This window comes from Micromonospora sp. CA-248212, assembly GCF_050948405.1.
Classification (GTDB): Bacteria; Actinomycetota; Actinomycetes; order Mycobacteriales; family Micromonosporaceae; genus Micromonospora.
Genome location: NZ_CP192023.1, coordinates 1,074,386 through 1,087,705 on the forward strand (window position 1 = coordinate 1,074,386; position 13,320 = coordinate 1,087,705).

At 72.1% G+C, this 13,320-nt stretch carries 16 protein-coding genes; 14 read left to right on the forward strand and 2 right to left on the reverse strand.

What is annotated here, in order from left to right; translation table 11 throughout:
• Positions 1-40: 40 nt before the first annotated feature.
• The gene (locus ACQP03_RS05050) at positions 41-463 is read left to right on the forward strand and encodes a YbaB/EbfC family nucleoid-associated protein (protein WP_357174850.1); all 423 of its coding nucleotides are present in this window, start codon (positions 41-43) and stop codon (positions 461-463) included.
• Positions 460-792: a hypothetical protein gene (locus ACQP03_RS05055; protein WP_357129907.1), complete on the forward strand. Its 333-nt coding sequence runs from the start codon at positions 460-462 to the stop codon at positions 790-792. Before ACQP03_RS05050 ends, ACQP03_RS05055 begins: the two co-directional genes overlap by 4 nt.
• Positions 793-1,303: 511 nt before the next feature.
• Here ACQP03_RS05055 and ACQP03_RS05060 read toward each other — a convergent pair.
• Complete coding sequence (locus ACQP03_RS05060) at positions 1,304-1,789, reverse strand: hypothetical protein (protein ID WP_433460387.1); 486 nt, start codon at positions 1,787-1,789, stop codon at positions 1,304-1,306.
• Between the two features lie 625 nt (positions 1,790-2,414).
• On the opposite strand from ACQP03_RS05060, the gene ACQP03_RS05065 reads away from it, so the two are divergent.
• The 6 genes from ACQP03_RS05065 to ACQP03_RS05090 all read left to right on the forward strand — a co-directional run bounded on the left by ACQP03_RS05065 (position 2,415) and on the right by ACQP03_RS05090 (position 7,378).
• On the forward strand, positions 2,415-4,895 hold the full coding sequence (locus ACQP03_RS05065) for a toxin glutamine deamidase domain-containing protein (protein WP_433460389.1): 2,481 nt from the start codon (positions 2,415-2,417) through the stop codon (positions 4,893-4,895).
• Positions 4,867-5,157 carry a hypothetical protein gene (locus ACQP03_RS05070; protein WP_357394360.1) on the forward strand — a complete coding sequence of 97 codons (291 nt, stop codon included), beginning with the start codon at positions 4,867-4,869 and terminating at the stop codon, positions 5,155-5,157. The genes ACQP03_RS05065 and ACQP03_RS05070 overlap by 29 nt, the downstream gene beginning before the upstream one ends.
• 116 nt (positions 5,158-5,273) lie before the next feature.
• Positions 5,274-5,654 carry a hypothetical protein gene (locus ACQP03_RS05075; protein WP_357394357.1) on the forward strand — a complete coding sequence of 127 codons (381 nt, stop codon included), beginning with the start codon at positions 5,274-5,276 and terminating at the stop codon, positions 5,652-5,654.
• A gap of 139 nt (positions 5,655-5,793) precedes the next feature.
• On the forward strand, positions 5,794-6,387 hold the full coding sequence (locus tag ACQP03_RS05080; protein WP_357129898.1) for a DinB family protein: 594 nt from the start codon (positions 5,794-5,796) through the stop codon (positions 6,385-6,387).
• Positions 6,387-7,043 (forward strand): tetratricopeptide repeat protein, encoded by a 657-nt coding sequence (locus ACQP03_RS05085; protein ID WP_357174844.1) that lies wholly within the window; start codon positions 6,387-6,389, stop codon positions 7,041-7,043. The genes ACQP03_RS05080 and ACQP03_RS05085 overlap by 1 nt, the downstream gene beginning before the upstream one ends.
• Before the next feature lie 83 nt (positions 7,044-7,126).
• Positions 7,127-7,378, forward strand: a complete 252-nt coding sequence (locus ACQP03_RS05090; protein ID WP_357129892.1) for a hypothetical protein — start codon at positions 7,127-7,129, stop codon at positions 7,376-7,378.
• Here ACQP03_RS05090 and ACQP03_RS05095 read toward each other — a convergent pair.
• On the reverse strand, positions 7,375-7,512 hold the full coding sequence (locus tag ACQP03_RS05095; RefSeq protein WP_363660145.1) for a hypothetical protein: 138 nt from the start codon (positions 7,510-7,512) through the stop codon (positions 7,375-7,377). The two genes, ACQP03_RS05090 and ACQP03_RS05095, sit on opposite strands and share 4 nt — an antisense overlap.
• Before the next feature lie 28 nt (positions 7,513-7,540).
• Here ACQP03_RS05095 and ACQP03_RS05100 point away from each other — a divergent pair, with 28 nt between their 5' ends.
• The 6 genes from ACQP03_RS05100 (at position 7,541) to ACQP03_RS05125 (ending at position 13,318) form a co-directional block, all read left to right on the forward strand.
• The gene (locus ACQP03_RS05100) at positions 7,541-8,194 is read left to right on the forward strand and encodes an endonuclease V (protein ID WP_396832639.1); all 654 of its coding nucleotides are present in this window, start codon (positions 7,541-7,543) and stop codon (positions 8,192-8,194) included.
• A gap of 105 nt (positions 8,195-8,299) precedes the next feature.
• Positions 8,300-9,358: a hypothetical protein gene (locus ACQP03_RS05105; protein WP_433460393.1), complete on the forward strand. Its 1,059-nt coding sequence runs from the start codon at positions 8,300-8,302 to the stop codon at positions 9,356-9,358.
• A gap of 69 nt (positions 9,359-9,427) precedes the next feature.
• Positions 9,428-10,813, forward strand: a complete 1,386-nt coding sequence (locus ACQP03_RS05110) for a phosphomannomutase/phosphoglucomutase (protein ID WP_357129880.1) — start codon at positions 9,428-9,430, stop codon at positions 10,811-10,813.
• 60 nt (positions 10,814-10,873) lie between these two features.
• Positions 10,874-11,059 carry a Trm112 family protein gene (locus tag ACQP03_RS05115; protein ID WP_363660144.1) on the forward strand — a complete coding sequence of 62 codons (186 nt, stop codon included), beginning with the start codon at positions 10,874-10,876 and terminating at the stop codon, positions 11,057-11,059.
• Positions 11,056-12,252: an SIS domain-containing protein gene (locus ACQP03_RS05120; protein WP_357129876.1), complete on the forward strand. Its 1,197-nt coding sequence runs from the start codon at positions 11,056-11,058 to the stop codon at positions 12,250-12,252. Before ACQP03_RS05115 ends, ACQP03_RS05120 begins: the two co-directional genes overlap by 4 nt.
• Before the next feature lie 58 nt (positions 12,253-12,310).
• Positions 12,311-13,318 carry a cation diffusion facilitator family transporter gene (locus ACQP03_RS05125; RefSeq protein WP_357129874.1) on the forward strand — a complete coding sequence of 336 codons (1,008 nt, stop codon included), beginning with the start codon at positions 12,311-12,313 and terminating at the stop codon, positions 13,316-13,318.
• Positions 13,319-13,320 lie beyond the last annotated feature (2 nt).

A 13,320-nucleotide genomic window follows, 5' to 3' on the forward strand; every position in this document is an offset into this window, starting at 1 on the left:
GGTATGGTCCTGGATACCGACGGTGACGGGAGGAGTGGCGGTGAGCGAACGCGCGGACCGGGACGCCAATCGCGAGCTACGAGCCCGATTCGACGACGTGTACGGCCAGTACCAGCAGCTCAGGTCCGGTTTGGACACTCTGACGGCACGGCTCGCCGAGCTGCGGGTGACCCGCCGCTGCGCCGATGGGCACGTCACGGCGACGGTCGACGCGCAGGGCCAGGTCATCGAGGTCGTCCTGGCGCCGGCCGCCTACCGGGCCCGGGACGCCGAGGCGCTGAGCCGGAAGATCACCGAGACGATCCGGGCCGCCGTGGCCGCCGCCAGCCAGGCCACCCAGGCCCTGGTCGCCGAGACCATGCCGGCCGGCTCCGGCTCGGCGGACTTCCTGCGTACCGGCGACTTCGGCGCGTTACTCGGCCGCGCCGACGCCGTGCTCGGCCGCCGCGAGGGGTCGGCATGACCGACGGGCAGCTCTGGCTGGACGCGTCCCGTGCGCGGCGTGGCGGCGCCGACCTGGCCCTGTCCGGCGAGGCGGTGACGGCCCGTCGCGCGGCGGAGGGCGGCGAGATCGAGGCCGCCAGCGGCGCCCGTCCGTGGGGGCGCGACGACATCGGCGCGGCGTTCGAGCGGAGCTACCGCGGCATCGAGCAGACCGTGCTGCGCGCCTGGGCGGGCGTCGGTCAGCGGCTCACCGAGTTGGGCGTCGACGTGGTCAGCGCGGTCGACGCCAGCGTGCAGACCGACCAGAGCAGCGCCGCCCGGCTCGACCGCGCCGCCGACCAGCGCTGACGGCGGGGCGATCCCGATGAGCGTGCTGCCCAGCCCGATCCCGCACCCACTCGACTACGCGCCCTGGGACGTACCGGGCTGGATCTACGAGGCCCTCGACTGGGCCGTCGGTGTGCAGTGGCCGGAGGGCAACGAACGGGCCGTCTGGGACGTCGCGGACCAGTGGTACGCGGTCGCCTCCGTCCTCGCCGGCCCGCACGCCGACGCCGCGGCGGCCGCCACCGAGGTACGCGGCGGATACGGCGGCGTGGGAGCTGTCGACGCCGCGTTCGAGGCGGCCTGGCGCGGCATCGCCGAGGGCGCCGACGCACCCCTGCCGGTGCTGCTCGCGGTCACCGCCGACCTCGGCCGCCTGGTCGAGGAGTGCGGCTGCGACATCGAGGGTGCCAAGATCGAAGTCTGGATCGAGCTGGGGATCCTGGTCGTCGAACTGATCTCGGTGGCGGTGGCGGCGTTGCTCACCGCCGGGGCGGCGTCTCCGGCGGCCGGCGCGGCCGTCACCGCGACCCGGCTACTCATCCAGCAGATCTTCAAACGCCTCATGGGGCAACTGGCCAGTAAGGCGCTGCGGCGCGGGCTCAAGGAGGCCGGCGAACGCGCGGCCAAGGAGGTCGCCAAGGGCGGCGTACGTGGGCTCGCCAAGCGCGCCACCCGGGAAGGGTTGGAGGAGGCGGCCGAGGAGTCCGGGATCAGCCTCGCCACGCAGACGTACCAGAACTCGACGGGCCGGGCACACGGCGTCGACCTGACCGATCTGGGCGCTTCGGCGGTCGGCGGGCTCGCCGGCGGTGCGGTCGCGCCGCTGGCCGCCCTGGGCCGCCACGTGACCGGCCGCGCGGCACGTATCGGCGAGCACCTCGGTCGGGAGATGACCGGCGAGATGCTGGCCGAGAGCGCCGCCAGCGTCGCCACCGGGCAGGGCATGGCCTCGGTCGACGACGTGGTACGCGCCGCCGCGTCCGGCGTCACCGGCTCGACGACCGCGCAGACCGACCACGCTCTGCAGGCACGCCTTCGCGCACAGGCCGACGCTCTGGCCGGAGCGTCCCTCGCCGGCCCGTCGCTTCCGATCCCGCCCCCACCACCGGAACTCGCGACGTCCACGCCCGTGTCGTCTGGGCCGGTTTCGCCAGGGCCGGCCACTGGGACGGTGTCTTCCGGGCCGGCGGGCTCCGGGGCGGTGTCTTCTTCGTCGGGTCTGACGGGGAATGGCGCGGACGTCGCCGATTCGTCGGTGTCGGCAGCAGCCGGCGCGCCTGGGCTGCCAGCCGACGGGCCCGGGGCGAGTGCAGCCCGGCCGGCGGTGGGGGGTGATGTCGGGCTCGCGGGCGTCGCGGAGCCGGGACCTCACGCGGCTGCGCCCCGCTCCCGGGGTCACCGCGCCCGTCGCCGGTGTCGTCGACCCGGCCGGCGGCCCAGGGGTCGGCGTCGCCCCGGCGGTCGCCCCGGCGGTCGAGCCGGCCGGCGTCGCCCCGGGCGTCAGCGGCCCCGTACCCTCGTCGACCGGTCTGCCCGGGTCCGCCGCGGCCGTGTCGTCGCCGGTTTCGGCAGCATCCCCGCCCACGGCGCTCGGGCCGTCGTCGGGCCCGCTGCCTTCGTCGGTCGGGTCCTCGTCTACTTCCGTGACCCCGACGACCGGGCCGGTGCCGGCCGTGGGGGCGGTGCCTCCGGTCGGCCCGGCGGCGAGCACTGCCGGGCTTCCGACGCCGACCGCTTCCGCCGTCCCCGCCCCGGCCATCGCGCCTCCGCTGGCGTCCCCGTTCACGTCCACCGGGCCGACGGCCGGCGCGTCCCCCGACGTCGCCGGCCGGCACGGCGCAGCCCTGACCCCGGCAGACGGGAGCACGGTGGTCGCGCCGACGGGCCGGCACTCCGCACCCGAGTCGACCGCGACGCGGGAGTCGATCGCGCCACCCCGCGTACCCCGGCAGAGGACCGCCGGTCGCACGTCGGCGCCGGTCGACGTGGTGGCGTTCGGCGATCCGATGGAGTCCACGGCCGACGTCGACGACTGGTACGCGGCCCAGTGGCTCGCCGAGGCGGAGGCCGCCGAGCGGCGGCGCTACCAGGGCCACTTCGAGGCACAGCGGATCGGCTTCGAGAACAACCGCAGGCAGGCCGAGGCCGTCCGCCTGCGGGCGCGGGCGGCGGAGCACGACCGCCGGGCTGTCGAGTACGCCAACTACGCCCGACAGTTGCACCAGACCGGCCACCGGCAGTGGGCCGACGGCTGGCAGCGGGCGGCGAACGACGAGACGCGCGCGTACGCCCACTGGCGTGACCTGGCCAACGACGTACTGGCGGGCATCACGGCGCCGCCGGTCGTCGACCTGGCCGACGGGGCCTTCGCGCACGCCAACAGCGACGTGGGCGCTCTGGCGCTCGGCGCGGTGGAGACCGGCGGCCCGTCCCGGCTCACCGGCGACGACGTCCCCCCGCCGATCGACGACTCCCGCCCGTACGGGCAGCCGGGCGGGCTCCGGCCACCACTGGCGCTGCACCAGGTCGACGTCGAACGACAGATGCCGCGCGAACGCGACGGCACCGTCCGACGCACCGCCGATCCGCGCCGGGGCGGCTGGTTCCGCCTCCTGAACGACGGCGGCCCCCAGGCCGACGCCACCCGTGGCATCAACTGCCTGGACTGCACCCTGTCGCTTTTCGAGACGTGGGTGCACGGGCGACCGCGGGTGTCCGCGCCGCGTACCTTCGACGGCTACCTCGACGGCGACATCCGACGCCCGATCCGTGGTGAGGCCGGTGGCCCCGGCCGGGTGGAGGACGCCACCGGCGGCCGCTTCCAACGCGTACTCACCCCCGGTCAGCCGTCAGACCCGGCGCAGGCCCGGCAGGGGTATGCCAATCTGCACGACCAACTGCTGCTGGGCGGCCACGGCAGCTACGCGTTCCTGATCACCGAGTGGGCCGGTGGTGGCTCGCACGCCTGGGTGGCACTCAACCAGAACGGCACCGTCCTCTACGTCGACCCGCAGACCGGCCTCGTCCGCGACCATCCGCTGTATCCCGACGTGGTCGGCATCGACGCGCTCGTCCTGGGCGGAGACGGCCGGCCGATGCCGCTGGGCGGACTGCCCCGGGGCCGGTTCAGTGAACGCCCCGACCTGCCGACCCACCCACCCGGGTACGACGACGGCGGCCACGGCGACCCGTACGTCAACCGCATGTACCTGTTGCTGGACGGCCCCGGCTCGACGGATGCGAGCGGCGGAACTCCGTCAACACCAAGGCAACCAGCGCTCCCAGTCACCGCCCGGCTCACACCAGCGGAGTTGGCTACGCTGACCGAGTTGCACGAGAGCGCGCTGGCAAACGCGGACCGAACCGAGGGCTCCCTGGTTCAGGTCGCGCGACGCGTGACCAACACACTCGGCCTCAGCGCGCCGATCGAGTTGCGGGAGCGCGAGTCTCGCGTCAAGCCGCTCGATTCGCTGATGCGGAAGTATCTCGACGAGGCAAGCATCGACGGCAAGGACGTGACCGATTTTGCGGCGAGCGTCAACGACGTCCTCCGCTTTTGCTTCGAGCTTCCATCGGGGCAGCAGTACAGCCAGGCCGTTGACTTGGTTCTTGCGGGATTGGTCGACGCCGGCTACTCGGTCGCACCCTCGGCCTGCAAGAACTTCTGGCGGCAGGGTAACCGCTTCTACGGAGTTAACTGCACCCTCCGATCAACGGACGGGATGTTGATCGAGTTGCAGCTCCACACTCCCGCATCTCGAGAAGTGTGGTTAGCGACTCATGAGGATTACGAGGTTGTCCGGCGCCCCTCGAACAGTCCACAGCGACGAGTGGGGGCGCTCTTGAGAATGCTGGCTGCGAATCGGGCCAGAGGCCTGCCGGAGGCGCTGCCAGCGGAGCTCGATCTACGTTTCCCACCCAAGGACGCGACGTTCGCGAAGTGGGTGAGTCGGAACAGCGGAGTGTGGCACGAGTACTTGGCTTGGCTGGCTCGCGAAGGAGAGGATTTCGCGGGCGTAGTGCGAGAGTTGGGGCTGGCGCGTCGGGACTTCCCCGTAACGCCACAGGTTGTCGGAGAGTTGGAGCAGGGGTTTGTTGAGCTACTACGTGATCTACCGGAATGACGAACACAATGAGCCGTCGGGTCTCTTTGTCGTGGATGCGGGCATCGGCGATGCCGTTCTGTGGGATCACCGCGCTGGAGAGTGGACGTATAACCCCGACCTCGTGGTGCGCTTTCTCGACGACTACCGGAACGCGGACCGCTACAGGAACGTAAGCCGTGCTGCCGCTGAGGCGGTTGCGCCCACGGTGACGGGCAACGGCGAGTTGCCGGACGAGAGTTCGATCCGTGCCATGTTTGTCGGTGGCGCCGATGATCGCTGATTGGAGCATGTGCCGCGCTGACGGCAAGTGTCTAGCGATGCGAAAAGCGCTCCGGTGTGCGCCTAATGGCTGAGGGTCTGGTGCTCCCGTCCTACTACCTCTACCACCAGGCACCGGTGAAGATCGTGGAGACACCCGATGGTGGTGCCCGGGTCTGGCGAGTTGCCATCGACACGGGGGGATGGCAGGCCAAGCCCAGCCTCTTCACCGAGATCATGCTTGCGGTCGGCGGGGACATCTTTCGCCGTTCCGAGGCGGACTTCGTTCAGGAGGTAGAGGCGTTCCGGGCCTACTACCTGGAGGGCGACGGGCCGATCTTCGCGCTGTACGAAACGGTGCGATCGATTGAGGATCTGGCAGCCGCCGAGGGGCGGCACCTGACGCCGCGCGAGCAGGCTCTCATCCGGGGGATCCGGCAGCGGTCGTTCGTGATGTTCGAGGAGCAACTTCGTGCGGCCGGCGATCCGGGTGCCGATCCCGATCTGGCTGCCCGCTAGTTGCGGATCATCGCGCTCGTCGCGGGCCCGCACGGGGGTGCGCCGCCGGCTCTCCTGTCACGGTGTCCCGCTGACCGGCGCGGGCGACCGAGTGGGTTCCCGGTTGCCGGTGTGGGCGGGTATCGACGAGAGTCGTCGTATGGCTGATTCACGCGCCGAGGCGGCGACCTCCGGCGGCGAACCCACGCGGACCTTCGGTTGGTCGTACCTGTTCGTCCATCCGGACGACGACCCACGCTCGGACGGTAACTTCGCCGACGAGCGGGCCGTTCTCGTCGAGTACCTGCGCGACCAACGCCTCACCTTCGAGTTGAAGTGCGACGGCCTGAACGCCGAGCAGTTGGCCCGGCGGTCGGTGCCACCGTCGACGATGTCGCTGCTCGGGTTGATCCGTCACCTGGCCGAGGTGGAGCGCGGCTGGTTCCGCAGGACGATGGCCGGCCAGGTCGCGCCCCAGCGGTACTGCTCGGACGACGATCCGGACGGCGACTTCGACGGCGCGGTCGCCGATCCGACGGTGGTCGACGAGGCGTACCGGGCCTGGCGTGCGGAGGTGGCGTTCGCCGAACAGTTCGTGAGCGAGGCTGCGGATCTCGACGTGCAGGGGCGGCAACGCGACGGCAACGTCATCGTTCTGCGCAGGCTTCTGGTGCACATGATCGAGGAGTACGCGCGGCACAATGGCCACGCCGATCTCCTACGCGAGCGTATTGACGGAAGGGTGGGTCAGTGATGGCCGAGGGGTTCGACGTCCGGTTGACGCGGGCGCAGGAGCGCTACGAGCAGGCGGTCTTCGGTGGTGACTCGACGTCGTTGGACGAGGCCGAGCGGGATCTCGTCGCGGTGGAGGCGGACACCGCCCTGGCTCGTGGACGGCTGTTGCACGCCCGTTTCCTCGAGACCGGCACGGAGGACGCGGCCGAGCTGCCGCTCTTCGAGCGGGCGGCGCAGCTCTACCGCGAGGTGGGCGACGCCCGTGGCGAGGGTGAGGCGCTGTTCTGGGTGGGCACGGTCCACCAGGTGATCCGGCAGGACCAGGCCGCCGCCGACCCGGCCTTCGCGCGGGCGCGTGAGCTGGCGACGGAGGCGGGGGACGAGCTGACCCTCTCGTACGTGTTGCGGCACCTCTGCTTCGGCGAGCAGGCCGCCGGCCGGGTCGAGGCGGCGCGGGAGTTGCTGGAGGAGTCGACGCGGTTGCGCCGGAAGGTGTCCTTCACGCCGGGGGTGGCGGCGAATCTGATCGGTCTGGCGGACCTGGCGGCGAGCGACGGTGACCGGGACGCCGCCCGTGGCTTGCTCGACGAGGCCACGTCACTGGCTACCGGCAGCGGCGCGTACGGCATCGTCCGGTGGATCGACGAGGCCCGCGACGAGCTGAAGCTCGCCTGAGCATCCTGTGGGCGCACCGGTGCGCGGCGCGGCCCGCTCCGTAGCGCCGAACGGCGGTTGACCGTGTTTATTAACATCGCTCCATGGCGAGATCCACTACGGGCAGCAGCAGCTCCGGTTTCTGGGCGTGGGCGGTCGGCCTCCTGTTCGGCCTGGCGATCGGTATCCCTTCGTTCGGCCCGAAGGGAGGGGTGGCGTTCGGTGTCGCCATGGCCGTCGTCGTCGGTGTCGCGTTCGGTGCTACCCGGAGGCGGGTCGACGACGGCGCCGATGGGGAACCTGTCGAGGCGTCGACTCCAGCCGAGGACGGCGATGCGAGCCGGTCCTCCCGCTAGAGCAGGTCGGGCGTCAAGGTGACCGGTATGCCGGCGCCGAGCGTGATCGACTCGACATCGCCGATGTCGGGCTGTCCGGGGGCGCGGGATACCGCGACGTCGCCGAAATCGAGTGGATCAAGGGCGGCGCTCACCCGGACTCCACGTTCGGTCGCCGAGGCGGTGGCCGTACAGGAGGAGTTGCGGCCGCTGGTCGACCTGGTCGGGCCCGGCCCGCTCGCGCCGGACACGGTGGCCGGCCTGGACGTGGCGTACGCCGAGAGCGGTGACCTCCTCGCGGCGGCCGTGACCGTGTTGGATGCTCGGACGCTGACCGTGGTGGATTCGGCGGTCAGCGTCGGCCGGCCCGCGTTCGACTACGTGCCGGGGTTGTTCGCCTTCCGCGAGGCGCCGGCTCTGCTCGCCGCCCTCGACGCGGTGAAGACCGTCCCGGACCTGCTGGTCTGTGACGGGCACGGGCTGGCGCATCCGCGCCGGTTCGGGCTGGCCTGTCACCTCGGGGTGGTCACCGGCCTGCCCGCCATCGGAGTGGGGAAGACGCCGCTGGTCGGCGAGTGGGAAGCCCCGGCCGCCGAGCGGGGCGCCTGGTCGGCGTTGCGCGACGGGGGTGAGGTGCTCGGTCGGGTGGTGCGTACCCGGGACGGCGTCAAGCCGGTCTTCGTGAGCGTCGGGCACCGGATGAGTCTGGAGAACGCCACTGCCCGGGTGCTCGCGTTGACTCCGCGCTATCGCCTTCCCGAGACGACGCGCACCGCCGACCGGCTCTGCCGCGACGCTCTCGCCCGGGCCGGAGACGGCGGCGGACGCGGGGCGTAGACCGTAACGCCGCACACATACCGACCGCTCTATGACCGGTGGTGGGAGTGGCCCGGTAGTAGCCTGTCCGGCGGACCCCACCCGGGGAGGAACGGTGAGGTGATCATGACGCTGCGTCGACGTGCCGCACGGCTCGCGACGGTCTGCGGTCTGTTGGTCGGCCTGGTGATGCTCGGTGCGTCACCCGCGCTGGCCGACGAAGACTCGGTCCGTGTGGGTGCGGCCAGCAGCTTCGCCGCCGGAGGTTCCCCTCAGGGAGTGAACGTCGCGGTGCGCAAGCGCTCCGAGGGATGCGTCCTGCTGCGTACCGCTCTGGGCCTGAGCCTTGAGGGTCTTCAGCCGGATCAGGTGGCGGTCCAGGTCAACGCGGGCGGGCGCTGGTTTCCGGTGGGCGTGTCCGGCGGTGGTGGCAGCGTGACGACCGCGCAGACCTCGCCGGCCAAGCCGACGCTGTGCAAGGGCAAGGGCATCACCGTGCGGTACCGGGTGGCGTTCGCCGCCGGTACGCCGGGTGGTCGGCTCTCCGTGACCGGTGTGGGTCTCACCGCCGCCGGACAGCAGTTGGGGCAGGGCAGCGACACGGCCAAGGTCGCCGGGCGACTTTCCCCGTCGCCCACGCCGACGCCGTCGAAGAAGCCCACCCCGACCCCGACCCCGACCCCGACCGAGGTCGCGGCGGCGGGCGAGGTGGTGGACCCGGCCGCACTGGGCCCGGCCTCCGTCGCACCCTCGACGACGGCGGTGGCCGCCGAGTCCGGTGGTGGTGGTTCGCCGATCATGTTCTTCGGCATCGCGATGGTGGCGGTGGGTGTGCTGTTGATCGTGCTGCTGGTCCGCCGCTCCCGGCAGGACCGCACGCCGACCGACGAGCCCGGCCCGCTGCCGGGCAACCCCGGTGGGACCACCTACCGCGCCGGTGGTGGGTCGCCGGCCGTGCCCGGTCACCCCGGCCCGGTGTACGGCCAGCAGCCACCGGCGGTGCCCGTTCCGCGACCCGCCCCCGGCGGCGTCTACGGGGCACGACCCGCCACGCCCTCGCCGGACGCCACTCAGGTCATGCCGGACGCCACTCAGGTCATGCCGGGCGCACCCGCCGATCCGGGTGCTCGGCCCCGGCCGGACGACGGCGACCACACCGTGTTCATGCCCCGGCTCCCCGGCTGAGCGGGGCGCGGCCCGGTCGCTCCGATACGCTCAGGTTCGTTGGAAACCTGCGGCCAAGGAGCGGAACTAGTGTCTGATCTGTCCCAGATCGTGAAGGCGTACGACGTCCGAGGGACGGTGCCGGACCAGTGGGACGAACGGGTCGCCGAGGCGCTCGGGGCCGCCTTCACCCAGCTGCTCAACGCCACTGACGAGCCCGGTGACGCCGTCGTCGTCGGGTACGACATGCGGGCCAGCTCGCCCGGCCTGGCGGCCGCCTTCGCCGCCGGGGTACGGGCCGAGGGGCGCTCGGTGATCGAGATCGGGCTCGCCTCCACCGACCTGCTCTACTTCGCCTCCGGCTCGCTCGGCCTGCCCGGGGCGATGTTCACGGCCAGTCACAACCCGGCGCAGTACAACGGCATCAAGATGTGCCGCTCCGGCGCGCGGCCGATCGGCCAGGACAGCGGCTTGGCGGAGATCCGTGACCGGGCGCAGGCGATGCTGGACTCGGGGGCGTCCCGCCCGGCGGGCGAGCCGACCCGGCCGGCCGAGCGGCGCGACCTGCTCCCCGACTACGCCGCGTACCTGCGCAAGCTGGTCGACCTCTCCGGCATCCGGCCGCTGAAGGTGGTTGTCGACGCCGGAAACGGGATGGGTGGCTACACCGTCCCCACCGTGCTCGGCGAGGCCGCCCTGTCGGCCCTGCCGCTGGAGATCGTGCCGCTCTACTTCGAGCTGGACGGTAGTTTCCCCAACCACGAGGCGAACCCGCTGGACCCGGCGAACCTGGTCGACCTCCAGCGTGCCGTCGTCGAGCACGGCGCCGACATCGGCCTGGCCTTCGACGGCGACGCCGACCGGTGCTTCGTGGTCGACGAGCGCGGCGAGCCGGTCTCGCCGTCGGCGATCACCGCCCTGGTGGCGGCGCGGGAGCTGGCCAAGCATCCAGGCTCCACCGTGATCCACGGTCTGATCACCTCCAGCGCGGTCGCGGAGATCATCCGTGAGCATGGTGGGGAGCCGGTGGTGGCCCGGGTCGGGCACTCCTTCATCAAGGCGGAGATGGCCCGCACCAACGCCGTCTTCGGCGGGGAGCACTCCGCCCACTACTACTTCCGGGACTTCTGGTTCGCCGACACCGGGATGCTCGCCGCGATGCACACGCTGGCCGCCCTGGGCGAGCAGTCGCTGCCGTTGTCCGTGCTGGCCGGCGAGTACGAGCGCTACGTCGCCTCCGGCGAGATCAACTCGACGGTCGCCGACCAGGCCGCGGCGGTGGCCGACGTGCGGGCCGCGTACCCGGACGCGACGACCGACGAGATGGACGGGCTGACGCTGCGCTTCGAAGACGGCGCGTGGTTCAACCTGCGTGCCTCCAACACCGAGCCGCTGCTGCGGCTCAACGTCGAGGCGCCCACCCGCGAGCGGATGGTCTCGCTCCGGGACGAGGTGCTCGACCGCGTTCGCCGATAAGATCGCCTGCGCCGGTCGGCACCGCCGTCGGTGACCCGCACTCGTGGAAGGAGCCGTGCCATGGCCCTGGATCCGCAGTTGCTCGAGATCCTCGCCTGCCCGGACACGCACCACGCCCCGCTGACCTACGACGCGGAGGCGCAGACGTTGACCTGCACGGAGTGCGGTCGGATCTTCGAGGTCCGCGACGATGTGCCGGTGCTGCTCCTCGACGAGGCGCGTGGCGGCCCCGGGCAGCAGCCATGATCGACGGTACGGCCGGGGTGAGCGGTCGGCGCGACGCCGACGAGGCCCTGCTCGACAACCCGAACGCGCTGGCCGAGCACGACCCGGGCGACATGCTGCGACACACCGCCTCGGGTGGCGCCCAGGTACGCGAGAGCGCGGCGCTGGCCGCCGAGGCGAACCTCGCGGTGCTCGCCGACGACGGGCGGCCCCGGGCCGTGGTGATCGCCGGCATCGGCACGGCCGGGCGTACCGGTGACGTGCTGGCCACGGTCGCCGGGCCGCGCTGCCCGGTCCCGATCATCGGGCACCGCAGCTCGGGCGTACCCGGTTGGGTGGGCGCCGCCGACGTGGTGATCGCGGTGAGCGCGTCGGGTCGCAGCCCGGAGGCGCTCGGCGCCGCCGAGGCCGCGCACCGGCGCGGCGCTCGACTGGTCGCGGTGGGCGCACCGGACTCGCAGTTGCAGTCGGTGGCCGAGCGGGCCCGCGCGCCGTTCATCCCGGTGCCCCGACGGGCGCCGGCCCGGGCCAGCCTCTGGGCGCTCACCGTGCCGGTCCTGCTGGCGGCGCGGTCGCTCGGCCTGGTGAAGGTCAACGAGGCGGACCTGGCGGAGACGGCGGCCCGGCTCGACGCGGACGCCGACCGCTGCCGGTCCACCGCCGAGTCGTTCGTCAACCCGGCCAAGTCGTTGGCGCTGGGCCTGGCCGGCTCGATCCCGATCGTGTGGGGCTCGTCGCCGCTGGCGACCGTGGCGGCCCGCCGGTTCGGCGACACCCTGTCCGCGAACGCCCGCTACCCGGTGGTCACCGGGGCGCTGGGCGAGGCCGGGCGGGGGCGGGTCGGGCTGCTGGACGGCGTCTTCGGCGGCCTGGCCGAGGGGGAGCGGGACATCTTCGCCGACCCGTCGGAGGACGACGGCGAGGGCACCCGGCTGCGGCTGGTGCTGCTGCGCGACGGTGGGCTCAACGCCGACGACGACACGGACGAGCCGCTCGCCGTCGAGGAGCGCCGCGCGGACGCGGTGCAGACCCTCGCCGAGCGCCGTGGCGTGCGGTGCGACGTGGTGACCGCCGAGGGCGGGTCGGCTCTGGAGCGGCTGGCCTCGCTGATCGCCGTACCGGACTTCGCCTCGATCTATCTTGCTCTGGCACATGGGTTGGACCCGATGGCCGTACCGGCCATCACCGAGATGAAGGAGCTGTCGAACCAGTGAACGAAAGCAGGGGGCGGCGCGGCACGAATGTCACCACGACGCGAAGCGGAGTGGCGGCGTGAGCGCGAACGGCGGGACGAAGGCGATCGTCGCCGCCCTGCTGGCCAATGTCGGCATCGCCGTCACCAAGTTCATCGCGTTCCTGCTCTCCGGGTCCTCGTCGATGCTGGCCGAGGCGGTCCACTCGGTGGCCGACTCCGGCAACCAGGGTCTGCTGCTGCTCGGTGGCAAGCGGGCGAAGCGCGCGGCCACGCCGGAACACCCGTTCGGGTACGGCCGGGAGCGCTACATCTACGCGTTCATCGTGTCGATCGTGCTGTTCAGCATCGGTGGCCTGTTCGCCCTCTACGAGGCGTACCACAAGTGGTCGGATCCGCACGGCATCACCGAGTGGCAGTGGCTTCCGGTGGCGGTGCTGCTGGCGGCGATCGCCATGGAGTCGTTCTCCTTCCGGACGGCGATCAAGGAGTCCAACCACATCCGGGGCAAGCAGTCCTGGGTGCGTTTCATCCGGCGGGCCAAGGCGCCGGAGTTGCCGGTGGTGCTGCTGGAGGACTTCGGCGCCCTGGTCGGTCTGGTCTTCGCGCTGTTCGGCGTCGGCATGACCCTGGCCACCGGCGACGGTCGGTGGGACGCCGCCGGCACCGCGATGATCGGCGTCCTGCTGGTGGTCATCGCCATCGTGCTGGCCATCGAGACCAAGAGCCTGCTCCTCGGTGAGGGTGCCGAACAGCAGGACCTGGCGGCCATCGAGCGGGCCATCACCGAGGGCCCCGAGGTGGAGCGGATCATCCACATGAAGACGCTCTACCTGGGCCCGGAAGAGCTGATGGTGGCCGCGAAGATCGGCGTACCGGCCTGCGAGAGCGCGCACGACCTGGCCCGCGGCATCAACGCGGTCGAGGCGCGTATCCGTACCGCCGTGCCGATCGCCCGGGTGATCTACCTGGAGCCGGACATCTACAGCGTCGCCGCCGCCAAGGCGGGCACCGGCGCCGCTGCCGACACCGCCGTACCGCAGCCGGAGGAGTCCGCGGGCGAGGCGGTCGGGCGGCCCGGGGTCTGAGA

Excerpts from the sequence above, each read along its gene's own strand:
- ACQP03_RS05055 (WP_357129907.1), top strand. The coding sequence starts at position 460 with ATGACCGACGGGCAGCTCTGGCTGGACGCGTCCCGTGCGCGGCGTGGC.
- ACQP03_RS05080 (WP_357129898.1), top strand. The coding sequence starts at position 5,794 with ATGGCTGATTCACGCGCCGAGGCGGCGACCTCCGGCGGCGAACCCACG.
- ACQP03_RS05085 (WP_357174844.1), top strand. The coding sequence starts at position 6,387 with ATGGCCGAGGGGTTCGACGTCCGGTTGACGCGGGCGCAGGAGCGCTAC.
- ACQP03_RS05090 (WP_357129892.1), top strand. The coding sequence starts at position 7,127 with ATGGCGAGATCCACTACGGGCAGCAGCAGCTCCGGTTTCTGGGCGTGG.
- ACQP03_RS05105 (WP_433460393.1), top strand. The coding sequence starts at position 8,300 with ATGACGCTGCGTCGACGTGCCGCACGGCTCGCGACGGTCTGCGGTCTG.
- ACQP03_RS05115 (WP_363660144.1), top strand. The coding sequence starts at position 10,874 with ATGGCCCTGGATCCGCAGTTGCTCGAGATCCTCGCCTGCCCGGACACG.
- ACQP03_RS05120 (WP_357129876.1), top strand. The coding sequence starts at position 11,056 with ATGATCGACGGTACGGCCGGGGTGAGCGGTCGGCGCGACGCCGACGAG.